The sequence below is a fragment of the Ensifer adhaerens genome (assembly GCF_028993555.1).
GTDB classification, from domain to species: domain Bacteria; phylum Pseudomonadota; class Alphaproteobacteria; order Rhizobiales; family Rhizobiaceae; genus Ensifer; species Ensifer adhaerens_I.
In genome coordinates, this window is record NZ_CP118610.1 from 510,753 (window position 1) to 534,027 (window position 23,275).

The following is a 23,275-nucleotide window of genomic DNA, read 5'->3' on the forward strand; positions in this document are numbered from 1 at the left end:
AATAACAGTCGCTTGCTTCCGGCCGGCCCTCCGCCGGAAGCGCAATCCTAAGCCGCAACACCATTCGAAGGAGTTCAAACATGGAAGCGGAAGCAGCAAAGTACATCGGCGCAGGTCTCGCTTGCCTCGGTATGGCCGGCACGGCTCTCGGCCTCGGCAACATCTTCGGCAGCTACCTGTCCGGCGCACTGCGCAACCCGTCGGCTGCTGACGGTCAGTTCGGCCGCCTCGTATTCGGCTTCGCCGTTACGGAAGCTCTGGGCATCTTCTCGCTGCTCGTAGCTCTGCTCCTCCTGTTCGCCGTCTAATAACGGCTGGAGTTTCGGCCGCGGCCCGTCAAAAGGCCGCGGCCGCGCATATTCTTGAGTGCACCTGGAGGTGAGCATGTTTGTGACCGCGGCCTATGCCCAGCAGTCAACCACCACTGAAGGCGCCGAAGCACACGATGCCGCTGCGGCCGGTGAGGTGCACACCGAAACGGGTGTGGCCCACGAAGGCGAGGCTGGTTCCGGCGTGTTCCCGCCCTTCGATTCGACCCATTTCGCATCGCAGCTGCTTTGGCTCGCGATCACGTTCGGCCTCTTCTATCTCCTGATGTCGAAGGTCATCATTCCGCGTATCGGCGGAATTCTCGAAACCCGTCACGATCGGATCGCTCAGGATCTCGATGAAGCGTCCCGCCTCAAGGGCGAAGCCGACGCGGCCATCGCTTCCTATGAGCAGGACCTGGCAACGGCCAAGTCCAAGGGTCACAAGATCGCTGACGACGCTCGCGAATCCGCAAAGGCCAAGGCCAATGCAGATCGCACGGCCGTCGAGGCTGATCTCGCCAAGAAGATCTCGGCTGCGGAAGACCGCATCGCCGACATCAAGGCAAAGGCACTGGCTGACGTCGGCGCCATCGCTGAGGAAACCGCGACCGCTGTCGTCAAGCAGCTGATCGGTGGAACCGTCACCAAGGCCGAGATCACCGCTGCCGTCAAGGCATCGGCTGGTAACTGAGGAGCACTGAACTATGCATCTTGATGCAACTTTCTATGCCTTCGTTGGCCTGATCCTGTTCCTCGTCCTGATCGCCTATCTCAAGGTTCCGGGCATGATCGGCAAGGCGCTCGACGCCCGTGCCGACAAGATCGGCAACGAGCTGACCGAAGCCAAGCGTCTGCGCGAAGAAGCACAGAGCCTTGTCGCCGAGTACCAGCGCAAGCGTAAGGATGCCGAGGCGGAAGCTGCCGGTATCGTCGCTGCCGCTCAGCGCGAAGCCGAAATGCTGACGGCGGAAGCCAAGCAGAAGACCGAGGAATACGTTGCTCGCCGCACCGCTCTGTCGGAGCAGAAGATCAAGCAGGCCGAAAGCGACGCGATCAACGCCGTTCGTTCTGCTGCCGTCGATCTGGCGATTGCCGCTGCCGAGAAGGTCGTTGCCGCCAAGGCCGACGCCGGTGCACAGAGCGATCTGTTCACGAAGGCGCTTGGCGAAGTCAAGGCACGCTTGAACTAAGCCTCCAGGTCATTCCCGATTGAAAAAGCCCCGCCCTGTGCGGGGTTTTTTGTTTGGGCCGCGCAGCGTCAGTGCGCGACGGCCTGCCGCTGGCGGGGGGCAGGAACGTGCATTTTGCATCCCGGTTACGCTTCGTCTTTCGGAACGCACGGTCGGACGAAATGATACTGCGCAAACTGCAGCGACGGTGCGCCTTTCTGCCACCCGTGGACGCCTGGGCGAAGTGCCGACGCGCACCGATGTTCGCGAATGTTGGTGGGAACAGGGGGCGCAACGCGACGACCCTGGAGCCGCTTCTTTCCTGTTCAGTCCTTGCGGAGTGGACGGAAGCTCATGCGGTGCAAGGCGCAGGGGCCTTGGGCTTCAATGGCACGACGATGCGTCACGGTCGCATAGCCGGCATGGAGCGCAAAGCCGTAGCCGGGATGCGCGAGGTCGGCGCGGGCCATCATGCGATCGCGCGTCACCTTGGCGACGATTGAAGCGGCGGCAATCGACAGCGATCGCGCATCCCCTTTGACGACGGCCTTGGCGTGGCATGAAAGCCCGGGCGGCACATCGCGGCCGTCGACGAGCACGAAGCGCGCAGTCGAGGGAAGGCCCGCCACAGCGCGGCGCATCGCCTCCAGGCTTGCCTTACGGATATCCGTGGCGTCGATCGTGCCGGCCGAGGCCGAGGCGATCGACACTTCCGATGTCGCAAGGATTGCCTCGAACAGCTTCTCGCGCGCCTGGGCACTGAGCTTCTTGCTGTCGTCAAGGCCTTCGGGAATGGCGTCGGGATTGAGAATGACTGCGGCCGCCACGACCGGTCCTGCGAGCGGGCCGCGGCCGGCTTCATCGGCCCCGGCGACCGGCCAAAATCCATCACCTCTTGCCGACAGTTCAAAACTGAAATCGGGTGCTTCGATGATATCGGGAAAAAGGGGAGAATCGGACGATCTGCGGGACATAAGTCTAATTCGCATGATCGACCGATTCTCTTCAAGCCCCCAGGTCCGAGTGCGGCGGCGGACGGGGGGGATGGCCGATGCCCCAGGCGGGGGCGGGGCACCGGAACTGCTCTGCGACCTTCTAACGCTCACACCGGCTTACCTGAGGGGCTGGGAGGACACCTCTCCCATTTCCCGGGGCATCCTCGGCGCGCATCGCTGGTCACATATCCGGAATGGCCATCGCGAAGGCCAATCCGGAAAATCATCAAAGAAGCGAGAGCTGCACCCCCGTTCCCAGCGGCGGTACGAAGAGGTCGTCGCGAAGCTGACGGCGTGTCGGGTTGAACCCGAGGCGCTTGGTGGCGAGATCGAAACGGCGGCCGATCTGCCAGGCGTAGGGACCGGCACCTTTCATGCGCTTGCCGAATTCGGCGTCATAATCCTTGCCGCCACGCATGGAGCGGACGAGCGACATGACATGGCGGTAGCGGTCCGGATAGTTGCGCAGAAGCCAATCGCGAAACAGCGGGCTGACTTCGAGCGGTAACCGCAACAGAACATAGCTCGCTTCCGTCGCCCCCGCCGTCCTTGCCGCCTCGAGAACCCGTTCGATCTCATGGTCGTTGAGCGCCGGGATGATCGGGGAGACGAGAACGCCAGCGGGAATTCCGGCCTCGGCGAGCGCCCGGATAGCCTCCAGCCGTTTGGGCGGCGTTGCGGCGCGCGGTTCCATCGTTCGCGCCAGCTTCCGATCGAGCGTGGTAACCGAGATGCCGACACGCACCAGTCCCTTCTCGGCCATCGGCGCGAGAATGTCGATGTCGCGGGTGACCATCGCCGATTTGGTGACGATCATGACCGGGTGGTTGGCATCCCTCAGCACTTCGAGGATCTGACGCATGATGCGCCATTCCTTTTCGATCGGCTGGTAAGGGTCCGTGTTGGTGCCGATGGCGATGGGCCTGACCTTGTAGTCCGGCCGCGCCAGCTCGCGTTCCAGGAGCCGCGCCGCATCCGGTTTCGCAAAGAGCTTCGCCTCGAAATCCAGGCCTGCCGACAGGCCCATGAAGGCGTGGCTGGGGCGGGCGAAACAATAGATGCAGCCATGCTCGCAGCCGCGGTAGGGGTTGATCGAGCGGTCGAAGGAGATATCGGGGGAGTCATTGCGGGTGATGACCGTCCGCGGCTTCTCGACCTGAACTTCGGTCTTGAACGGCGGCAGGTCTTCCAGGCTTTCCCAGCCATCGTCGAAGCTTTCCCGCGCCTGCGGCTCGAAGCGGCCGGACATGTTGAGCCCCGCGCCGCGTCCGCGGCGGCGATCGATGTCGATCCGCAAGCCCGTTGCGCTCATCATCGCTTCGGCGACATCTGCCGTATTGGCGGGTGCGAGCGCACCCTGCCTGATCTCAGACAGCTCGTTCATTGGAATCTCCCCGGAATCAGATCTCTGATCCCGTTTTGTTCTGATTATTTTCCTATCGCGAATACGAGAACAATTCAAGAACAAAAAACAGGAATGTTTCGGGCGGGTCCAGGCGCTTCCCGTTCGGCGACCTCAGCCGGTCAGCAGATGTAGCAATTGTGACGGTGATGCGGTAGGACGGGTCATGTTGACGATCATCATGGAAACGCGGGACAACGAAGCCGAACTGGTGCAGACGCTGTCGGTGCTCGTCGCCGGCGCCGTGGAGGGCCTCGTCAGCGATGTGATCATCCTCGACCACGGCTCCAAGGATGGCTCCTTGCGTGTGGCGGAAGCGGCCGGCTGCCGCTTTCACGTCGACTGGAATCTCGGCGATGTCCTGCGTTCAGCGCGCGGCGAATGGCTGATGCTGCTCGAACCCGGTGCCCGTCCGATCGGCCGATGGATCGACGAGCTTGCCGAATATGTCTCGATCAACAGGTCGCCTGCGCGCTTCTCCGATTCCAGAATGCACCGCAAGCCGTTCTTCCGCCGCCTGATCCGGCGAAAGAAGCCGTTGGAAACGGGTTTCCTGGTCAACAAGCACGATGCGGTCGCAGCGGCGGAAGGCAACCGATGCCTTGGCGACATGACAAATGTCCGTGCGGTCCGAAAACTCTCGACGGAGCTCGTTCCTGCCTGGGTCGCCGTCGAAGGCAAGCCGGTGTCGGGGCGCTCCTGACCGCTATGCACTAAAAAGGTGCCAGTCCCGGGGGACGGCACCTCAAGGTGGCTCTCAAATGACCTTGTCTGGTAAATGTCTTGCCGGGCAGCATTCTGGCTGCACGTCGTATCCCCTTGTTCTCCCCGCCCGGGGATATTGGCGGGGAGGCGTCTTTGCAGCCCGAAGAGAAAGGTGCGGCGGCCGATCTTCGCGGGACTGGTGATCGGACGCTAGCGAGGCAAAAAACGGCTGTCAGTTCCAAAGGTAACAGACGGGCCAGAAGAGTGATGTGGCGGATCCGGCTCAGCCGCGTTTGAGGTGCTCATCGAGCCGGGGCATGATCTCGACGAAGTTGCAGGGCATGTGCCGGTAGTCGAGCTGCTGCTTCAGGATGCCGTCCCACGCGTCGCGGCAGGCGCCGGGGGATCCCGGCAGAACGAAGATGAAGGTAGCATTGGCGACGCCGCCAGTCGCGCGCGACTGGATCGTCGAGGTGCCGATTTTTTCGTAGGAGAGCCGATGGAACACTTCGGAGAAGCCGTCCATGCGCTTTTCGAACAGCGGTTCCAGCGCCTCGGGCGTCACGTCCCGGCCGGTAAAACCCGTGCCACCCGTCGTGATCACCACGTCGATCGTCGGTTCCAGCGTCCAGGCCTTCACCTGGTCGTAGATCGTCGCGCGATCGTCCGGCACGATTGCGCGTGCTTCAAGGCGATGACCCGCGTCACGCACCCGCGCTTCCAGCGTGTCGCCTGATTTGTCGTCGGCGAGCGTTCGCGTGTCGGACACCGTGAGGACAGCAATTCCGACTGGAATGAAGGGACGCTTTTCGTCGATGCCGGCCATTCTAATTGCCTCTTCCTGTCGTGTTGCAGGCGAGAACGTACCAGCCGGGCTGCGTCCCCGAAAGAGTACGCGCTGTCGCAGCCGCATGCTCACGGTTGTCGAAGATGCCGAAGCAGGTTGCGCCTGAGCCTGACATCCGCACCAGCATCGCGCCTGCTCCCGTCAGCGCTTCGCAGACGTCGCGGATCACCGGCTGCAGCTGCTCTGCCGGCGGCTGCAGATCGTTGCGCATCGCCGCCATGGCCGCCAGCCAGGAGTCGATCGTTCCCCGATCCTGCGGCAGAGCGAGCGGCGGATTGGTCTTGTTCGCAAGCGTCCGAAAGACCACCGGCGTCGAGACGGCAACGAGCGGATTGACGAGCACGAGAGGCATGGACGGAAGATCGTCGAGCGGCGTGATGTTCTCGCCGATGCCTTTGGCCACAAGGGAAATGCCGGCGAGGCACATCGGCACGTCGGCGCCGAGCGCCAGTGCCATCGCATCGAGGCGAGAGGGTTCGATCGCGGCGTGCCAAAGTTCGAGAAGCCCAAGCAGCGTTGCCGCGGCGTCAGCAGAGCCGCCGCCGATGCCGGAGGCGAGGGGCAGGTTCTTTTCGAGATGCAGGTGAACAGGGCCGGCGGCGGCGGGATCGCGCGCACGCAGTTCCGCACGCAGGATATCTCGGGCCTTCAGGACCAGATTGCCGCCCTCAGCGCTGGCATCCATTGGCAGTTCGGCGGAAAAAGGCCCCGATACGGTGAAGCGATCAGCGTCTGCCGATGCAAAGCCTATACGGTCGCCGCGATCGGCGAAGGTGACGAGGCTTTCGAGAAGATGGTGGCCGTCGGCCCGCTGGCCGACGACGTGGAGCGCCAGATTGATCTTTGCGGGTGCTGCGCGCGTCAGCGCGAAGCCCGCAATTCCGTCCTCGATCATTGATCGATCAGGACTTCTTGTCCGGCGCCGGTGCTTCCGGTGTTACCTTCTTCGGCGCCGTTTCCTTGGCGTCGGCAGAGGCTGGAACCTCTTCCTTCAGCGGCGGCAGACCATTTTCGATCTTCGCCTTGATCTTCGGGATCTCGGCTTCCTCCGGCTTCAACTCGAGCGTCTGCGTCCATTGGAACACCGCTTCGAGCTTGCGGCCAACCCGCCAGTAGGCGTCACCGAGGTGATCGTTGATCGTCGGGTCGCCGGCCATCAGTTCGGCTGCCTTTTCCAGCTCCACCACCGCATCGTCGAAGCGGTTCATGCGGAAATACGCCCAGCCAAGCGAATCGACGATGTAGCCATCGTCGGGCTTCAGTTCGACCGCCTTGCGGATCATCTCGAGGCCTTCGTCGAGATTGATGTTCATGTCGACCCAGGAATAGCCGAGATAGTTCAGAACCTGCGGCTGGTCCGGGTTGAGTTCCAGCGCCTTCTTGAAGTTCGGTTCGGCCTTGTCCCAAAGCTTCTGGCGCTCGTACGCAATGCCGCGCTGGAAAAACACCGTCCAGTCGCCGCGCTTCGGCACCGGTCCGATCTGTTCGACGGCCTTGTCGTAAAGCGTACCCATCTCCTTGTAGTCCTTGGCATCGGAAAGCACACTGCCATAGGCGAGATAGTTGCGGATGTTCTTCGGATCGACGTCGATCAGCGCCTTCAGGTGCTTCTTCGCTTCATCGACCTTGCCAATGCTGGCCAGGCTCAAGCCGAGTTGCAGTTCAGACACGCGCCGCATCGGCGAGGTCTCGGGGATAGCCTTGTAGAGTTCGATCGCCTCGTCCGGCTTCTTCAGGTTTTCGGCGATGCCGCCGAGCATCACCAGGATGTCGGCGCTGTCGGGGTCGAGCCGGCGGGCGGTCTGCAGATAGAGCGAGACGATATCCTCGGCGCCATCGCGATTGAGCGCAGCACCAATCGAGAAAAGCACAGCCGCAGCACCCTGGCTGGCGTTCTTGACCTGCTGTTCCTGCGGAACACCGTTCTCGATCTCGGTCCTCAACGCCTGCAGCGGCGTGTAGTTGTTGACCATGTTCTCGCCGACGGCGATGGTGTCGAGCGCCTTCTGCTTGTTGTTTTCGCGTGCCTCGAAACGGGCGAGCGCTTCCACCGCACGCATGAAGGTGTCGGGAGCAGCGCTTCCGCCCTCGCGATCAAGAATGGCGTCGTTCAGTCTCGTCCGTGCCGTTTGCTTGTCACCAGCGGCAACCGCGATTGCGCCGGCATGATAGTTCTTGAACACGCGGAACCAGTCGGGCCCTTCGAGGCCGTTGACCTCGGCGAGAGCTTCCTTCGGTTTGCCCTGGCCGAATTTCGCCCAGGCGGAAAGCAGGCCGTTCATCAGCCGGTCGAGATCGTTCGGGCCCTGGTAGTTGAGGAGCTTCTGTGCGTTGCGATATTCGCGCTTGCTGATCGCTTCGATCGCGCGGATCACGGTGGTGATGCGCTCGACGGCTGGGTCGGACTTCAGTTGCTCGGCAATCTTGGCGCCTTCGTCGAACTGGCCGGCCATCAGCAGGGTGATCATCAGCCGCTGCTTGACGTCGTTGTTGTTTGGTTCGAACTGCAGCGCGATCTTGTAGAGCTCGGTGGCGGACGCGAAGTCGCGATCCGTATCGGCGGTACGGGCAGCGAGGAACGCGCCAGCAAAAGTGTTCACCGATTTGATGTCAAAGGGTTCGCTTTCCTCGACGGCGGCGGCCTTGTCTTCCGCGAAGGCCTGGTGGCTGCCGCTGACTGCGGCGAGAGCCAGCAGTGCTGCGCCGCTGAGGAGGCGGAGGATCGTCATTTGCCGCATGTCAAACCTTTCGTGCCGATTGCTCGGCCTTGCGCACCACTGAGGGTTGTTTTCGGAGTCAGCCACATATAGCCCAGCACAACTCTTGAGGAACAGAATGGCTTTTTTGGCGCAATGCGGCAAGAAATTCCTGTCGTTCGTCCCGGTACGGTCGAGGTTCCGTCAGCTTACCCGATCGATGCAGAAGTCGATCACTTCAGTGAGCGCCGATTTCCAGGGTGACGCCGGCAGTGGTGCCAGCGCATCGCGGGCAATCGTGCCGTAATGCTGGGCGCGCGCGATGGTGTCGCTGAGGCCGCCGTAGCGCTTGATCAGCCCGAGCGCCTTGTCGAGGTTCTGGTCGCTGCTGTCGCCGCCTTCGATCGCCTCGCGCCAGAAGGCTCGGTCTTCCGCCGTTCCGCGGCGGTAGGACAGGATTACCGGAAGCGTGATCTTTCCTTCGCGGAAGTCGTCACCGACATTCTTGCCGAGATCGCTCGACGAGCCGCCATAGTCGAGCACGTCGTCGACGAGCTGGAAGGCGAGGCCGAGGTTCATGCCATAGGATTTCAGCGCATTGCGGTCGGACTTGCTGGTCTGGGCGACGATCGGGCCGACCTCGGACGCGGCCGCAAAGAGCGCCGCGGTCTTGGCGCGGATGACCTGGAGATAGTCGTCTTCCGTCGTCTCCATGTTCTTGGCGACGGAAAGCTGCAGCACTTCGCCTTCGGCGATGACCGAAGCAGCCGTCGACAGAACGTCGAGCGCATCAAGCGAGCCGACGTCGACCATCATGCGGAAGGCCTGGCCGAGCAGGAAGTCGCCGACCAGAACGCTCGCCTGGTTGCCCCAGATCGTGCGCGCGGTGGATTTGCCGCGACGAAGGTCGCTTTCGTCGACCACGTCGTCGTGCAAGAGCGTCGCGGTGTGCATGAACTCGACGCTGGTTGCGAGCTTTACGTGGGCGTCGCCCTCGTAACCGAACATCGAGGCAGAGGCGAGCGTCAGCATCGGACGCAGCCGTTTGCCGCCGGAAGAAATCAGGTGGTTGGCGACCTCGGGAATCATCTGAACGTCGGAGCCGGCCTTCGACAGGATGAGCTGGTTGACGCGCTCCATGTCCGGCGCTGTCAGGTCGACGAGCGGCTTAACGGACGCCTGTTTGTTTTTGCTGTCTTCCAGCGGTATCACTACGCCCACACCGGGACTCCTGTTTTCATTGTCGCTTTCGACAATAGGAAGGGGTGTCCCGTGCGGCAAGAGGCGAATTGTCCCGCTTGCTGAAATAGGACAGGAAAAACCGCCGGATGAAGGAATTGATCCGTACCAACGATGCCGTCGTGCTCTCCTTTGCCGAGAGCCTGATGAAGGACGCCGGCATCGCAAGCCTCATTGCCGATCAGGGCATGAGCATTCTGGAAGGCTCGCTTGGCCTGCTGCCCCGCCGTTTTCTGGTCGCGGATGAAGACGCGGAAGCCGCAAGGCGGATACTGATAGACGCCGGGCTTGAGGCGGAGTTGCGGTCGTGAAGGTGGCACGCAAACCGGGGATGCCGCAGGTGCAGGCGTAATGGCTTCTGCAACAACCGAAACCGTCGATGCCTTCCATCGCGGCAAGTTCCATGTCGTTCAGCCGCTGGGGCAGGGGCATCGCTCCGGCATGGACGCAATGCTCTTGGCATCGCTCGTCTCGTCGGATCGCCCGTGCCGCATCGCCGACCTCGGCGCTGGTGCGGGTGCCGCCGGCATGGCTGTTGCGTCCCGGATCGAAGGCGCGGAAGTGGTGCTGGTGGAGCGCTCGCCGATCATGGCGAACTATGCCCGCCGCAGCCTGGAACTCGCCGAAAATGCCCGCTTTGCCTCGCGGGTCTCGCTGCTTCAGGCTGACGTCGCGCTTGCCGGCAAGGCGCGTGTCGCGGCGGGTCTGGCGGATGACAGCTTCGACCACGTGATCATGAACCCGCCCTTCAACGATGCTTCCGACCGCAAGACGCCGGACAGCCTCAAGGCCGAGGCCCATGCGATGAGCGACGGGCTCTTCGAGGTCTGGGTGAAAACGGCCGGTGCGATCATGAAGCCGGGTGGGCAACTGTCGCTGATCGCGCGGCCGGAATCGATCGCCGAGATCATCGCCGCCTGCGGCCGCCGCTTCGGCGGCATCGAGATTACGGCGCTGCATCCGCGCGTCGGCGAAAATGCCGTGCGCATCCTGGTGACGGCGATCAAGCAGAGCCGCAAGCGGCTGGTGTTGCGCGCACCGCTCGTCATGCACGAGGAGGGGCATCGTTTCGCCGATCATGTCGACGACCTCAACAATGGTCGCGCCGCCTATCGTCGCCGCTGATTTACCGTATGCGGCATTGCGTTTGTCGTGGCAGTGCATACATGCCATGGATGGGCCAATACACTTGGCCATCGGAGCGGCGTCAGGAAAAGTGCGATGCGATCTTCCACCCTCATCCCGCTCCAAGGTGATCCAGTAGGCAGGAGTTGAAATGAAGGCGTTCCTGAGACGGTTGTTGCCGAGGCGATTTCGCAAGGAAGGCGTGACGGTCCCCGTTGTCCGGCTTCACGGCGCGATCATGGCCGGTGGCGGGCAATTTCGGCCGGCGCTCAACCTGGCAACCGCGGCACCGCTCCTGGAAAAGGCCTTTGCCATAAAGGAAGCGCCTGCTGTCGCGATCTCCGTCAATTCGCCCGGCGGCTCCCCAGTGCAGTCGCGCCTGATCTACCAGCGCATCCGGGATCTCGCCCAGGAGAAGAAGAAGCGCGTCCTGATCTTCGTCGAGGACGTCGCAGCGTCTGGTGGCTACATGATTGCGCTTGCCGGCGACGAGATCATCGCTGATCCGACCTCGATCGTCGGCTCGATCGGTGTCGTGTCCGGCGGTTTCGGCTTTCCGGAACTGCTGAAGAAGATCGGCGTCGAACGACGCGTCTATACCGCCGGTGAAAACAAGGTGATGCTCGATCCGTTCCAGCCGGAAAAGGAAAACGACATCGCGTTTCTGAAGAACCTGCAGCTGGACATCCATGATACCTTCATCCAGATGGTGAAGGCCCGTCGCGGGCAGATGCTGGCCGACGATCCGGAAATCTTTTCCGGGCTTTTCTGGACTGGCCGACGCGGGCTGGAGCTGGGGCTTATCGACGGTCTCGGCGATCTGCGCGGCGAGGTGAAGAAGCGCTACGGCGACAAGGCGCGGCTCGAACTCATCCAGCCGGTGCGCAGCCTTTTCGGCCGCCGGCAAGCTGGCGCGGCCGTTGCCGGCGCCATCGTCGAGCCCTTGGCGGCGTCGGCCGCGGCGGGTCTTGCCGAAGCAATCGAGGAAAGGGCATTGTGGGCGCGGTTCGGGCTTTGAGCCCAAGCAATTCCGGCGAAAGCGCAAAGCCGTTTCGCGTCCGGAACTGCGCAAGACAATGAGATAGGGCGTCCACGACTGTATTTTGATCGGAAGCGCCTCAGCTCGCGCGTGATGTCCTTGGAGGAAAAATGCCGCAACTCATCCTGCTCTTGATTGCAGGTTTCATCTTCTGGCTCGGCTATCGCAAGTTCGTTGCCGATGCGCAGAAGTTGACGCGCCAGCGTGAACAGACCCGCCGCGAGGAGCGGACGGGGGCGCAAGGCACGCTGGTCCAGGATCCGGAAACCGGTGAGTACAGGCTGAAACGCGAAGACGAATAGAGAGATCGAAGGGCGCGGAAGCTCCGGAGTGTCTAAATGGCGGGCCGGCGCTGTAGTTGCTTGACCCTCGACATCAGGCGTGGCACCTGTCCGGCTCAATTTTTAGAAGAAATCCGGACGCGATCCATGACCACTCTGCCCGATCATATGAACCCGAAGCGCTCGTTTCAGGCCCTGATCCTGACTTTGCACAACTACTGGGCCGACAAGGGTTGTGCCGTCCTGCAGCCCTACGACATGGAAGTGGGCGCCGGCACCTTCCACCCGGCAACGACCCTGCGCGCGCTTGGTCCGCGCCCCTGGCGCGCAGCCTATGTGCAGCCGTCACGCCGCCCGACGGACGGCCGCTATGGCGAAAACCCCAACCGCCTTCAGCACTACTATCAGTACCAGGTGCTCCTGAAGCCGAACCCGTCCAACCTGCAGGAGCTCTATCTCGGCTCGCTCGAGGCGATCGGCCTCGATCCGCTGCTGCACGACATCCGTTTCGTCGAGGACGATTGGGAAAGCCCGACACTCGGCGCCTGGGGCCTCGGCTGGGAATGCTGGTGCGACGGCATGGAAGTGTCGCAGTTCACCTATTTCCAGCAGGTTTGCGGCATCGAATGCTCGCCGGTCTCCGGTGAACTGACCTATGGTCTCGAGCGTCTCGCCATGTACGTCCAGGGCGTCGACAACGTCTACGATCTGAACTTCAACGGCCGCGAAGGTGCGGATAAGATCAGCTATGGTGACGTCTTCCTGCAGGCCGAGCAGGAATATTCGCGTTACAATTTCGAATACGCCAACACCGCCGTGCTGCATCAGCACTTCATCGATGCGGAGGCCGAGTGCCAGGCGTTGCTGGCAGCCGGCGCACCGGGCGACCACAGCAACAACCGCCTGCACAAGTGCGTATTCCCCGCCTATGACCAGTGCATCAAGGCGAGCCATGTGTTCAACCTGCTCGATGCCCGCGGCGTGATCTCGGTTACCGAACGCCAGAGCTATATCCTGCGCGTCCGCACGCTGGCAAAGGCTTGCGGCGAGGCCTTCCTCCTGACCGACGCGGGCGGCGCCAACCTCAACCAGGATGCCGCTTGACCGAGCAAGCCCCGAGCCTTGTCGTTCACATCAACGGCTGGCCGGGCTCGGGCAAGCTGACGATCGCGCGCCATCTGGCCGAGAGGCTCGGCGCGCGATTGGCCGACAATCACACGCTGATCAATCCGGCAGAGGCGCTGTTTGAGCGCGGCAATCCGCTTTATCGCTCGTTGCGCGCCGCGATCCGCGAGAGCGTTTTCGAGCATCTGGTGAAGGCGTCGGCCGAACAATCTTTCGTCTTCACCGATGCGCTCTCGGATGACGCAGCCGACGCGCGCGCCTTCCAGGATTGTGCCGAACTCGCGCGACGACGCGGCGCCCGCTTCGTCGCCGTCGTCATGGATTGCGATGTCGAGGAAAATCTGAAGCGGCTGACACGGGCCGGACGGTCAAAGCAACACAAGCTCACCGATCCCGCGATCCTTCTTGACCTTAGAGCCAAACACCGATTGCTGCGGGGTAATGGTGATGCGGTTATCGAGATCGATGTGACGAGGCTTGGCGCCAATGAGGCGGCCGATCTAATCGCTGACGGCATCCTTGCTTGATCAAAGAACCTTGACGATGACGGCGGCTGTGTTGGCCTGGTCGAGCGTCGGATACGCGCCTGTATAGATCTGGCCCGCATAGGTCTGGAGGGCGCGACGAACACCGACGGGCTTTTCCCCTGCGATGGAGACGTTCGCATAGGCAACGAAAAGCGCCGTGAAGGCGATTGCGTTGATGAGGGTTGCGAACGTTTTCATGACCTTAGCTTCGTCTTCCAGGAGTTGCTCTCTGGATCGGAATATGGCTGAAGGTCAGCAATGCTGCCGTTCCCATTGGAACAGGGATTGGATGCTGCGCGCGAACACTGTGTTCACGAGAGAGACATGCGCATCTTCTCGGTTCGTAGCGACAGTTGGGGAGGAGTGCGTTTCTCCGCGAAATTGCGCTAGAAAGGCCTTTGCAGCTTGAAAGCCGGTGCTAATCTCTGCCGGGCAATTTTGGAGGGTACCCTATGATCGGTCTGGCAATCGCCGTCGTCGTGATCCTGTATCTGGTTTTCGTCTATAACGGCCTGGTCAAGGCGCGGCAGATCGCCGAGGAAGCCTGGTCCGGCATCGACGTGCAGTTGAAGCGCCGCGCCGATCTCATCCCCAACCTGATCGAGACGGTGAAGGGTTACGCCGCGCACGAAAAATCGACGTTCGAAGAGGTGATCGCCATGCGCAACCGGGCGCAGGCGGTGCCGGCGGGCGACGTCGAGGGACGCGCCCAGGCGGAAGGTGCGCTCTCTCAAGCGCTCGGCAAATTGTTCGCGCTTGCCGAGGCCTATCCGGATCTGAAGGCCAACGAGAATTTCGCCGAACTGCAGCGCTCGCTGGAGGCGATCGAGGGCGAGATCCAGATGTCGCGCCGCTATTACAACGGTGCTGCCCGCGACCTCAACGTCAAGGTCGAAAGCTTCCCGTCGAACCTGATCGCCAACGCCTTCCGCTTCGTCAAGGCCGGCTATTTCGAGATCACCAACGAAGCTGATCGCGCGGTGCCGCAGGTCAAGTTCTGACCATTCCCCGTCGCGATCCCGATCGCTGCAAACCCTCCACGCCGCGGGCTCCCGCCGCGGCGCCCTTCGCATCAAGAGACCTCATTCGATGACCACCGATAGCATGAAGAAGCTGACCATCCTGCCGACCGATCACCCGCTCCGCGGCAATGTCCGCCCGCCGGGCTCGAAGTCGATCACCAACCGCGCACTGCTGCTGGCCGGCCTTGCGAAAGGCACGAGCCGGTTGACGGGCGCGCTGAAGAGTGACGATACGCGCTACATGGCGGAAGCGTTGCGCGCGATGGGTGTCGAGGTCAGCGAGCCGGATGATACGACCTTCGTCGTCACCAGCACGGGCAAGCTGCTCCCGCCCGCCGCACCCTTGTTCCTCGGCAATGCCGGAACGGCGACGCGCTTCCTGACGGCGGCGGCGGCCCTTGTCGATGGCACCGTTGTCGTCGATGGCGACCAGCACATGCGCAAGCGGCCGATCAAGCCGCTGGTCGAGGCACTCGGCACCCTCGGTGTCGAGGTTACCGCCGAAACCGGCTGCCCGCCGGTCACCGTTAAGGGCACGGGCGGCTTCCTGGCCGGCCGTGTCGTCATCGACGCCGGTCTGTCCAGCCAATACGTTTCGGCGTTGCTGATGGCGGCACCTGGCGCGAAGGGGCCGGTCAGCATCGAGCTTGCCGGCGACGAAATCGGCGCACGCGGTTACATCGACCTGACGGTTGCCGCCATGCGCGCCTTCGGTGCCGAAGTCGAGCAGGTGAGCCCGTCGGTCTGGCAGGTTGCCCCGACCGGCTACAAAGCTGCCGACTATGTCATCGAGCCGGACGCTTCGGCTGCCACCTACCTCTGGGCGGCGGAAGTTCTGACCGGCGGCGCCATCGATCTCGGCGTTCCGGCAACGGCTTTCTCGCAGCCCGATGCGCGCGCCCATGCGGTAATCGCAAGCTTCCCGAATCTGCCCGCTGTCATTGATGGCTCGCAGATGCAGGACGCGATCCCGACGATCGCGGTGCTTGCCGCCTTCAACAACACGCCGGTTCGTTTCGTCGGTCTTGCCAACCTGCGGGTCAAGGAATGCGATCGCGTGCGCGCGCTGTCGCTGGGCCTGACCGCTATCCGTCCCGGCCTCGCACATGAGGAAGGTGACGATCTGATCGTCTCCTCCGATCCGGGCCTTGTCGGCCAGACCCTGCCAGCCTCGATTGACACCTTCGCCGATCATCGCATCGCCATGAGCTTTGCGCTTGCCGGCCTGAAGATCCACGGCATCACCATCGAGGATCCCGGCTGCGTCGCAAAAACCTACCCGGCCTATTGGGACGCGCTTGCATCCCTCGGCGTCGAATTCACCGGCGACCGGCCATGATCGAGAGCGGGATGAGGAAAAGCGTATGCGGTTTTCCGCCCGCATCCCGCTCTAACCTATCAAATCGCCGCGCTTTGACCCTCAACCGGAACTTGATCCTCCACCGGAAGAAAGCTTGATCCGCATGGCTCGTCTCGCTGCCGCATTCACCGTTCTGGTTCTTTTGCTGGCGACGGCGGGCATCGGGCGGGCGGAGGAGGTCTTCTCCGCCTATCGCTCCGTCATCGATTTCGCCAAGGACGGCACGATGACGGTGACCGAGACGATCACCGCGACGGTCGAGGGCAACAAGATCCGCCGCGGCATCTATCGCGACCTGCCCTTGACCTTCACCGATGCGAAGGGCAAGCGCAGCAAGGTGGACTTCAAGCTGCTTTCGGTCGAGCGCGACGGCGAGGAAGAGCCTTACCGCACTGAATCTATCAGCGGCGGGATCCGCATCTATACCGGTTCGGCCGAGGTTTTTCTGGAGCCAGGCGAGCACACCTTCCAGTTCACCTATGAGACCGGCCGTCAGATCCGCTTCTTCGACGACCACGACGAACTCTATTGGAACGTCACCGGCACCGAATGGGACTTCCCGATCGACGAGGCAAGCGCCACCGTGACGCTGCCGGAGGGCGTGAGGGCCGAAGCGCTTGATTACTTCACCGGTGGCTATGGCGCGACCGGCAAGGACGCCCGCGCGTCGCGGGACGGCAGCGAGATCTTTTTCGCCACCACCCGCCGCCTCGACCCGCGAGAAGGGCTGACCATCGCCATCAAGATGCCGAAGGGCAGCATCGACCGACCGACCTCCAACCAGGAGAACGCCTGGTGGCTGCGCGATCACCTCGCGCTCGTCATCGCCGGAGCCGGACTTGCCGTCGTGCTTCTTTACTATAGCCAGGCCTGGCTGCGGGTAGGGCGCGACCCGGACCGCGGCGTCATGGTGCCGCGCTGGGATCCGCCGGATGGGATTTCGCCGGCACTGGTAAACTACATCGACAACAAGGGTTTCTCCGGCGAAGGCTGGACGGCGCTTTCGGCAGCGGCACTGAACCTCGCGGTCAAGGGCCATGTGGTGCTCGAAGACCTGAAGAACGCCATCGTCATTGCCGCGACCGGCAGCAGGGGCGGCGAAAAGCTGCCGACGGGTGAGGCGGCTGTCATGAAGGCGGTCAACGCCGCCGGTGGCAAGCTCACCATCGACCGCGCTCATGGCACACGGGTTCAGGCGACCGGCGCTGATTTCCGCAATGCCATGGAGCGCGAGCACCGCGGCAAGTACTACCACGCCAACAGTGGCTACATCGTTGCCGGCGCCATCCTGTCTGTGCTGGCAGTCGCGGCGGTGTTCATCTTCGGTGATCTCAGCGAGGACAGCCTTCCGCTGGTGATCGTTCCCGTTTTCATCGCCTTCTTCGTCTCGATCCTCGCGGTCTCCTTCGGCAAGTCGCTTCGCCGCGAGAAGAGCCTGATGAGCCGGATCATGTCGATCGTGGTGGTCGCCTTCATCGGCTTCGTCGCCTTCACGATCTTCTCGGCGATCCTCGCCGCCGTCTTCTATTCGGCGGCCGAGACGGACGAGCTTCCGTTGCTGTTCGTGATCGGCGCGATCGTGCTGGTCAATGTCCTGTTCTTCTTCCTGATGGGCGCGCCGACGCCGCTCGGAACGCGGATGATGGATGGCATCGACGGGCTCCGCCAATACATGACGCTTGCGGAGAAGGACCGGATGAACATGCAGGGTGCGCCCGAGATGTCACCCCGGCATTTCGAGACGCTGCTCCCCTATGCCGTGGCACTCGGCGTCGAAAAGCCCTGGACGGCGACCTTCGATCGCTGGTTGCTTGCGGCTGCAGCGGGAGCGGCGGCCGCGGCTGCCTATCAGCCGGGCTGGTATCACGGCGACAGTTTCGGCTCGAGCACCTTCGGCGATCGTATCGGCGGATTTGCCGGTTCGATGGCCGAGACGATGACCTCTTCCCTGCCGCCCCCGCCCAAATCGTCATCGTCAGGGTTTTCGACCGGAGGCGGCTTCTCCGGCGGCGGCGGTGGTGGTGGCGGCGGCGGTGGTTGGTGAATCGGCCGCGGTCGCGCATAGAAAGCCAAATTCATCGCAGCGCTTGGTGACAATCTTGCCAGAGATTGCTAAGTCCGCCGCAACCGTCAGGAACAGAAAAAGTCGCTCCCATGCCCGATCTTCTTATCGAACTCCGCTCCGAGGAAATTCCTGCCCGCCTGCAGCGCAAGGCGGCCGGCGACCTCAAGAAGCTGCTGACAGATGCTCTGGTCGAGGCGGGCTTGACCTATGAGGGGGCGCGCGAATACTGGACGCCGCGCCGGTTGACGCTCGATATCCGTGGCCTCAACGCCCGCTCCGCCGATATCCGCGAAGAGCGCAAGGGCCCGCGCACCGACGCCAACGAGAAGGCGATCGAAGGTTTCCTGCGCGGCGCCGGCCTCGCCTCGATCAGCGAGGCGCATGTCCACAACGATCCGAAGAAGGGCGATTTCTACGTCGCCCATATCGTCAAGCCGGGCCGTCCGGCCGAAGAGATCATCGCCGAGGCGATGCCGGGCATCATCCGCAACTTCCCCTGGCCGAAGCCGATGCGCTCCGGCGTGGCGTCGGCAAAGCCCGGTGCGCTTCGCTGGGTCCGCCCGCTGCAGTCGATCGTCTGCACCTTCGGCTCGGAAACCGAGGAAACCCATGTGATCCCGTTCGAAGTCGACGGCATCGTCGCCTCGAACGTCACCTACGGTCATCGCTTCCACGCGCCGGAGGCGATTACGGTTCGCCGCTTTGCCGACTATGCTGAAAAGCTCGAAAAGGCGAAGGTCGTTCTCGATGGCGAGCGCCGCAAGGAGATGATCCTTGCCGATGCACGCAACGTCGCCTTTGCCAATGGCCTGGAGCTCGTCGAGGACGAGGGGCTCCTCGACGAGGTTTCCGGCCTCGTCGAATGGCCGCAGGTGCTGATGGGCAGCTTCGAAGATGCCTATCTCCAAATTCCCTCGGAAATCATCCGACTGACCATCAAGACCAACCAGAAGTGCTTCGTTACCCGCGCTCCGGGCGCCGAGACTCTTTCCAACAAGTTCATCCTCGTCTCGAACATCGAGGCGAAGGACGGTGGCAAGGAGATCGTGCACGGCAATGGCAAGGTCGTGCGTGCGCGCCTTTCGGACGCCGCCCATTTCTGGCACCGCGACCAGGGCAACCTGCCCGATCTCGAGACGCTCGAAGCTTCCGCAAAGAAGTTCGCTCTGGATCTCGATAAGCCGCTCGACCAGCGCATGGCCAAGCTCGACGCGCTGAACGTCACGTTCCACGCCAAGCTCGGCACGCAGGGCGAGCGCGTCGCCCGCATCCGGGCGCTGGCAGGAGAACTTGCCAAGGTCACCGGTGCCGACCAGAAGCTCGTCGATCGTGCCGCGGTGCTGGCCAAGGCTGATCTGCGCACCGAGGCTGTTGGCGAATTCCCCGAGCTTCAGGGCATCATGGGTCACAAATACGCGCTGCTTCAGGGTGAGGAGCAGGCTGTCGCCGATGCACTCGAGGATCACTACAAGCCGCAGGGCCCGTCCGACCGCGTACCGACCGATCCGGTGGCGGTAACGGTGGCGCTTGCCGACAAGCTCGACACGCTGGTCGGCTTCTGGGCGATCGACGAAAAGCCGACCGGCTCCAAAGACCCTTACGCGCTTCGCCGCGCGGCGCTCGGTGTCATCCGGCTGATCCTGGAAGGCAAGGCGCGCCTGGCACTGCTCCCGGCCTTCGAAGCCGCGCTCGTTGCTCTGCGCGCACAGAAGCCAGCCCTGGCGGACGACGTTTCCGCCGATCTGCTTTCCTTCTTCCATGATCGCCTCAAGGTCTATCTGCGCGATCTCGGCGCCCGTCACGACCTGATCGACGCGGTGGTAACGCCCGATGCCGACGACCTATTGATGATTGCCCGCCGCGTCGAGGCGCTGACGGCCTTCATCACCGACGAGGAGGGCCGCAACCTCCTCGCCGGCACCAAGCGCGCCACCCAGATCCTCGCCGCCGAAGAGAAGAAGGGAACGACCGTCGCCGACGCTGTCGATGCCGGCCTTTTCCGTCTCGACGCCGAAAAGGCCCTGCACCAGGCCGTCGAGGTCGGCTCGGGCGAAGCGCGCAACGCTATCGCCAAGGAAGACTTCCGCTCGGCGATGGAAGCGCTGGCCAAGCTGCGCCAGCCGGTCGACCAGTTCTTCAACGATGTTCTTGTCAATGACGACGATGCCGCGATCCGTGCGAACCGCCTGGCACTGCTTGGCCTGATCCGTTCGGCAACCGGCACGGTTGCCGATTTCTCAAAGATTGCGGGCTAAGACAGAGATGCTTGCCGCCGGTTCGCTGGCGGCATCGGCCGTTCCTCACGCACAAACGTTCAAGCTGGTTGCGAGCGTGCGCCCTATATCCTGTCTCCATCATCAAGATGGAGACAGCCGATGGATACCGCGACGAAGACCCACAAGCCGATCAATTTCGCCGAAAAGCTCTCGCTCTTCAGCGACCAGTGGCAACCGCGCGTCATTGCCGAACTCAACGACTACCAGTTCAAGATCGTGCGCATCGAAGGCGACTTCATCTGGCACGATCACAAGGATACCGATGAGGCCTTCATCGTACTTGAAGGTTCGCTGCGCATCGATTTCCGCGATGGCTCGGTGACGCTTGGACCAGGAGAAATGTACGTCGTGCCGAAGGGCATCGAACACAAGCCCTGTGCGGAACGCGAGGTGAAGATGCTGCTGATCGAACCGCGCGGCACTCTCAATACCGGCCATGAAGGTGGCGAACGCACTGCGGAAAACGATCGCTGGATCTGAGGCGCGCGGCTGCCGGCGTCACGATCATGCTTGAAGGGAGCGAGACCTCGGAGTAGGAGGGGCGCATGCCCGCAAAAATCCTCGTCAGCGCCTGCCTCATGGGCCATGCCGTACGCTACGACGGCCAGTCGAAGCCGCTCGTTCATCCGGCGATCGAACGCTGGCGCGCCGAAGGCCGCCTCGTGACCATCTGCCTGGAAATGTCTGCCGGCATGCCGGTACCGCGCCCGCCGGCAGAGATCGCCGGCGGCGCCGTCGGCAACGACGTTCTGGCAGGCAGCGCGAGGGTGGTGGAGATCAACGGCCGCGATGTTACCGAAGGTTTCGTACGAGCCGCCGAAAACGCGCTTTCGCTTGCGAGGGAAACCGGCTGTCACTTCGCCCTGCTGATCGACGGAAGTCCGTCCTGCGGATCCGGTTTCGTCTATGACGGAAGCTTTTCCGGCGCGCGTCATCCGGGCGAGGGGGTGACGGCAGCCTTGCTCGCCGGCAATGGCATCGAAGTCTATTCGGACAGGCAGATCGACGCGCTGGTCGCGCGGATCGAAGAATTGGAAGGCCCTCAATAAAGATTACGCCCCTGCTTCTCTCAGGGGCGCAATCTCTCGCTGTGCAGCGAAACGCCCGTCAGCCTTGTATGCAGGGGACGGCTGAGCGGGGCAGGGAACTTTCCCGATAGGAGATCAGTCTAACCGAAGTTCGAGGGTAGACGGATCAAATTGCTGTGAGCCGTCTTTGGTTGGCTGTGCAGCCGCGCCGCCCATGGAGGCGCCGATCGGCGTGACCGCGGCGGTCTTTGCGGTCTGGTCGATCGCGATCAATTTCGCGTCGTCCGCGACCGGGTTCTGGTCGTCGGTGTTCGTCGAGACGACGACTGTCGGCGAGGCATCGCCGTCGGCGGCGGCGGCCTTGATGATCTCCTGCGAGGGCTTGCTGACGAAAACAACCGGTGAGCCACCGAGCCAGGCCTCGGTGCGCACCATCTTCATCTCGCCGTTGATCTTCTTGAGCTCGATCGTTTCGTCGCCTGCAGCGATCGTCGGCACCACATAGGTCACCTTCTTCTTCGATTGAAGCGGCGGGCACGCGGCGCAAGAGACCGTGGCAACGCTGGCGTTGTCGGTCGTGCCGGACGCGAGCGCCTCGATCGACGATGCCGCTGCGTTGCCGGCGGCAAGGCCAAGGACGGTGGTGATCAGCAACAGGCGCATACGCTTTCTCCCGCAATTGTTAGCGGCGAGAATATGCGCCCTCCCTTACTTTCCCGTCAGGAGAATTGGTAAAAATAGAATGATCCTGGAACGCGGTTCTGTTCCGGATCACGCTTTCTCGCGTGCAACCGCGCGCCAGCCGATATCGTGCCGGTAGAAGCCATTTTCCCAGGAAACGGCCGAGACGGCCGCATAGGCCCTGTCCTTGGCCGTGCCGGCATTTTCGCCCGTTGCGGTAATGTTGAGGACGCGGCCGCCGGTCGCGACCAGGGCGCCATCCTTCATCGCTGTGCCGGCATGAAACACCTTGGTGGTTTCGGAGGCTGCGGGCAGGGCGTCGATCGGCGTATTCTTGGCGTAGCTGCCCGGATAGCCCTTGGACGCCATGACGACGGTCAGCGCCGTCTCGTCGCGCCATTCCGCGGCCATGCCGGCGAGCGTGCCGGTCGCTGCGGCATAGAGCAGCGGCAGCAGATCGCTCTTCATCCGCATCATCAGCACCTGGCATTCCGGGTCGCCGAAGCGGACGTTGTATTCGATGAGTTCCGGTCCCTTGGCGGTGATCATCAGGCCGGCGAAGAAGACGCCGGAGAAGGGATGGCCGCTTTCGGCCATGCCGCGCATCGTCGGCTCGATGATTTCCTTCATCGTGCGCTCGATCATATCAGAGGTCATGACCGGGGCGGGCGAATAGGCGCCCATGCCGCCGGTGTTCGGCCCGGTGTCGCCGTCGCCGACCCGCTTGTGGTCCTGGGCGGAGGCGAGCGCCAGCGCCGTCTTGCCGTCGCAGAGGCAGAAGAAGCTTGCTTCCTCACCATCGAGATAGGCCTCGACCACCACTTCCGCGCCGGCTGCCCCAAAGGCGCCGGCAAAACAATCGTCGACGGCGGCGAGCGCTTCATCGAGGGTCATCGCAACGGTCACACCCTTGCCGGCAGCAAGGCCATCGGCCTTGATGACGATCGGCGCGCCCTGCTCGCGTACATAGGCCTTGGCGCTTTCGGCATCGCCGAAACGACCATAGGCACCGGTCGGGATGTCGTAGCGGGCGCAAAGATCCTTGGTGAAGCCCTTGGAGCCTTCAAGCTGAGCGGCGGCGGCAGAGGGGCCGAAGACAGCGATGCCGGCTGCGCGCAGGACGTCGGCCAGACCGGCGACCAACGGGCCTTCGGGACCGACCACGGCGAAGTCGATCACTTCCTTGTGGCAGAAGGCGGCGACCGCCGCATGATCTTCCGTGTCGAGCGCAACGATATCAGCTTCCTCGGCGATCCCGGGATTGCCCGGGGCCGCATAGAGCTTCGTCAGTTTGGGAGACTGCGCGATCTTCCATGCAAGGGCGTGCTCGCGCCCACCCGATCCGATCAGAAGAACCTTCATTGCAGCCCCCGATATCCTGA

At 62.8% G+C, this 23,275-nt stretch carries 25 protein-coding genes; 16 read left to right on the forward strand and 9 right to left on the reverse strand.

Features of this window, described 5'->3' with window-relative positions; all coding sequences use genetic code 11:
* Nucleotides 1–80 precede the first annotated feature (80 nt).
* The 3 genes from PWG15_RS02360 to PWG15_RS02370 all read left to right on the forward strand — a co-directional run bounded on the left by PWG15_RS02360 (nt 81) and on the right by PWG15_RS02370 (nt 1,501).
* Nucleotides 81–308: a F0F1 ATP synthase subunit C gene (locus PWG15_RS02360; RefSeq protein WP_025426100.1), complete on the forward strand. Its 228-nt coding sequence runs from the start codon at nt 81–83 to the stop codon at nt 306–308.
* 76 nt (nt 309–384) lie between these two features.
* Nucleotides 385–1,002: a F0F1 ATP synthase subunit B gene (locus PWG15_RS02365; RefSeq protein ID WP_275022896.1), complete on the forward strand. Its 618-nt coding sequence runs from the start codon at nt 385–387 to the stop codon at nt 1,000–1,002.
* 13 nt (nt 1,003–1,015) lie between these two features.
* On the forward strand, nt 1,016–1,501 hold the full coding sequence (locus PWG15_RS02370; protein ID WP_275022897.1) for a F0F1 ATP synthase subunit B: 486 nt from the start codon (nt 1,016–1,018) through the stop codon (nt 1,499–1,501).
* 305 nt (nt 1,502–1,806) lie between these two features.
* On the opposite strand, the gene PWG15_RS02375 is transcribed toward PWG15_RS02370, so the two are convergent.
* Both PWG15_RS02375 and PWG15_RS02380 read right to left on the reverse strand, forming a co-directional pair.
* Nucleotides 1,807–2,454: a ribonuclease HII gene (locus tag PWG15_RS02375; RefSeq protein WP_275022898.1), complete on the reverse strand. Its 648-nt coding sequence runs from the start codon at nt 2,452–2,454 to the stop codon at nt 1,807–1,809.
* 247 nt (nt 2,455–2,701) lie between these two features.
* A complete protein-coding gene (locus PWG15_RS02380) occupies nt 2,702–3,859 on the reverse strand; it encodes a PA0069 family radical SAM protein (RefSeq protein ID WP_275022899.1) in 1,158 nt (385 codons plus the stop codon).
* Between the two features lie 184 nt (nt 3,860–4,043).
* On the opposite strand from PWG15_RS02380, the gene PWG15_RS02385 reads away from it, so the two are divergent.
* Complete coding sequence (locus PWG15_RS02385) at nt 4,044–4,580, forward strand: glycosyltransferase family protein (RefSeq protein ID WP_275022901.1); 537 nt, start codon at nt 4,044–4,046, stop codon at nt 4,578–4,580.
* 285 nt (nt 4,581–4,865) lie between these two features.
* Here the strand turns inward: PWG15_RS02385 and moaB are convergent, their stop codons facing one another.
* The 4 genes from moaB to PWG15_RS02405 form a co-directional block, all read right to left on the reverse strand.
* A complete protein-coding gene (gene moaB, locus PWG15_RS02390) occupies nt 4,866–5,408 on the reverse strand; it encodes a molybdenum cofactor biosynthesis protein B (protein ID WP_275022902.1) in 543 nt (180 codons plus the stop codon).
* Between the two features lies 1 nt (nt 5,409).
* Nucleotides 5,410–6,324, reverse strand: a complete 915-nt coding sequence (locus tag PWG15_RS02395; RefSeq protein WP_275022903.1) for a 4-(cytidine 5'-diphospho)-2-C-methyl-D-erythritol kinase — start codon at nt 6,322–6,324, stop codon at nt 5,410–5,412.
* 7 nt (nt 6,325–6,331) lie between these two features.
* Nucleotides 6,332–8,167 carry a tetratricopeptide repeat protein gene (locus PWG15_RS02400; protein ID WP_275022904.1) on the reverse strand — a complete coding sequence of 612 codons (1,836 nt, stop codon included), beginning with the start codon at nt 8,165–8,167 and terminating at the stop codon, nt 6,332–6,334.
* 162 nt (nt 8,168–8,329) lie between these two features.
* Nucleotides 8,330–9,346: a polyprenyl synthetase family protein gene (locus PWG15_RS02405; RefSeq protein WP_275022905.1), complete on the reverse strand. Its 1,017-nt coding sequence runs from the start codon at nt 9,344–9,346 to the stop codon at nt 8,330–8,332.
* Nucleotides 9,347–9,453: 107 nt separating this feature from the next.
* On the opposite strand from PWG15_RS02405, the gene PWG15_RS02410 reads away from it, so the two are divergent.
* From PWG15_RS02410 to PWG15_RS02435, 6 genes are all read left to right on the forward strand, one after another.
* Nucleotides 9,454–9,675 carry a putative signal transducing protein gene (locus PWG15_RS02410; RefSeq protein ID WP_057250796.1) on the forward strand — a complete coding sequence of 74 codons (222 nt, stop codon included), beginning with the start codon at nt 9,454–9,456 and terminating at the stop codon, nt 9,673–9,675.
* Between the two features lie 40 nt (nt 9,676–9,715).
* Nucleotides 9,716–10,489, forward strand: a complete 774-nt coding sequence (locus PWG15_RS02415) for a tRNA1(Val) (adenine(37)-N6)-methyltransferase (protein ID WP_275022906.1) — start codon at nt 9,716–9,718, stop codon at nt 10,487–10,489.
* Between the two features lie 151 nt (nt 10,490–10,640).
* A complete protein-coding gene (locus PWG15_RS02420) occupies nt 10,641–11,507 on the forward strand; it encodes a S49 family peptidase (RefSeq protein ID WP_275022907.1) in 867 nt (288 codons plus the stop codon).
* Between the two features lie 131 nt (nt 11,508–11,638).
* A complete protein-coding gene (locus PWG15_RS02425) occupies nt 11,639–11,830 on the forward strand; it encodes a hypothetical protein (protein ID WP_275022908.1) in 192 nt (63 codons plus the stop codon).
* A 126-nt stretch (nt 11,831–11,956) separates the two neighbouring features.
* Entirely contained in the window at nt 11,957–12,913 is a 957-nt protein-coding gene (locus tag PWG15_RS02430) for a glycine--tRNA ligase subunit alpha (RefSeq protein ID WP_275022909.1), read from the forward strand.
* The gene (locus tag PWG15_RS02435) at nt 12,910–13,461 is read left to right on the forward strand and encodes an AAA family ATPase (protein WP_275022910.1); all 552 of its coding nucleotides are present in this window, start codon (nt 12,910–12,912) and stop codon (nt 13,459–13,461) included. The genes PWG15_RS02430 and PWG15_RS02435 overlap by 4 nt, the downstream gene beginning before the upstream one ends.
* On the opposite strand, the gene PWG15_RS02440 is transcribed toward PWG15_RS02435, so the two are convergent.
* Nucleotides 13,462–13,659 (reverse strand): hypothetical protein, encoded by a 198-nt coding sequence (locus tag PWG15_RS02440; RefSeq protein ID WP_275022911.1) that lies wholly within the window; start codon nt 13,657–13,659, stop codon nt 13,462–13,464.
* Between the two features lie 254 nt (nt 13,660–13,913).
* On the opposite strand from PWG15_RS02440, the gene PWG15_RS02445 reads away from it, so the two are divergent.
* The 6 genes from PWG15_RS02445 (at nt 13,914) to PWG15_RS02470 (ending at nt 21,233) form a co-directional block, all read left to right on the forward strand.
* Nucleotides 13,914–14,462 carry a LemA family protein gene (locus tag PWG15_RS02445; RefSeq protein WP_275022912.1) on the forward strand — a complete coding sequence of 183 codons (549 nt, stop codon included), beginning with the start codon at nt 13,914–13,916 and terminating at the stop codon, nt 14,460–14,462.
* A gap of 88 nt (nt 14,463–14,550) precedes the next feature.
* On the forward strand, nt 14,551–15,822 hold the full coding sequence (aroA, locus tag PWG15_RS02450) for a 3-phosphoshikimate 1-carboxyvinyltransferase (RefSeq protein WP_275022913.1): 1,272 nt from the start codon (nt 14,551–14,553) through the stop codon (nt 15,820–15,822).
* A 124-nt stretch (nt 15,823–15,946) separates the two neighbouring features.
* Nucleotides 15,947–17,887: a DUF2207 domain-containing protein gene (locus PWG15_RS02455; RefSeq protein ID WP_275024485.1), complete on the forward strand. Its 1,941-nt coding sequence runs from the start codon at nt 15,947–15,949 to the stop codon at nt 17,885–17,887.
* 110 nt (nt 17,888–17,997) lie between these two features.
* Nucleotides 17,998–20,163, forward strand: a complete 2,166-nt coding sequence (glyS, locus tag PWG15_RS02460; RefSeq protein WP_275022914.1) for a glycine--tRNA ligase subunit beta — start codon at nt 17,998–18,000, stop codon at nt 20,161–20,163.
* Nucleotides 20,164–20,283: 120 nt separating this feature from the next.
* Nucleotides 20,284–20,664 (forward strand): cupin domain-containing protein, encoded by a 381-nt coding sequence (locus tag PWG15_RS02465; protein ID WP_275022916.1) that lies wholly within the window; start codon nt 20,284–20,286, stop codon nt 20,662–20,664.
* A gap of 65 nt (nt 20,665–20,729) precedes the next feature.
* Nucleotides 20,730–21,233, forward strand: a complete 504-nt coding sequence (locus PWG15_RS02470) for a 2-thiouracil desulfurase family protein (RefSeq protein ID WP_275022917.1) — start codon at nt 20,730–20,732, stop codon at nt 21,231–21,233.
* A 114-nt stretch (nt 21,234–21,347) separates the two neighbouring features.
* Here the strand turns inward: PWG15_RS02470 and PWG15_RS02475 are convergent, their stop codons facing one another.
* Nucleotides 21,348–21,875 (reverse strand): plant virulence effector HPE1-like domain-containing protein, encoded by a 528-nt coding sequence (locus PWG15_RS02475; protein WP_275022918.1) that lies wholly within the window; start codon nt 21,873–21,875, stop codon nt 21,348–21,350.
* A 108-nt stretch (nt 21,876–21,983) separates the two neighbouring features.
* Complete coding sequence (gene purD, locus PWG15_RS02480; RefSeq protein WP_275022919.1) at nt 21,984–23,255, reverse strand: phosphoribosylamine--glycine ligase; 1,272 nt, start codon at nt 23,253–23,255, stop codon at nt 21,984–21,986.
* Nucleotides 23,256–23,275 lie beyond the last annotated feature (20 nt).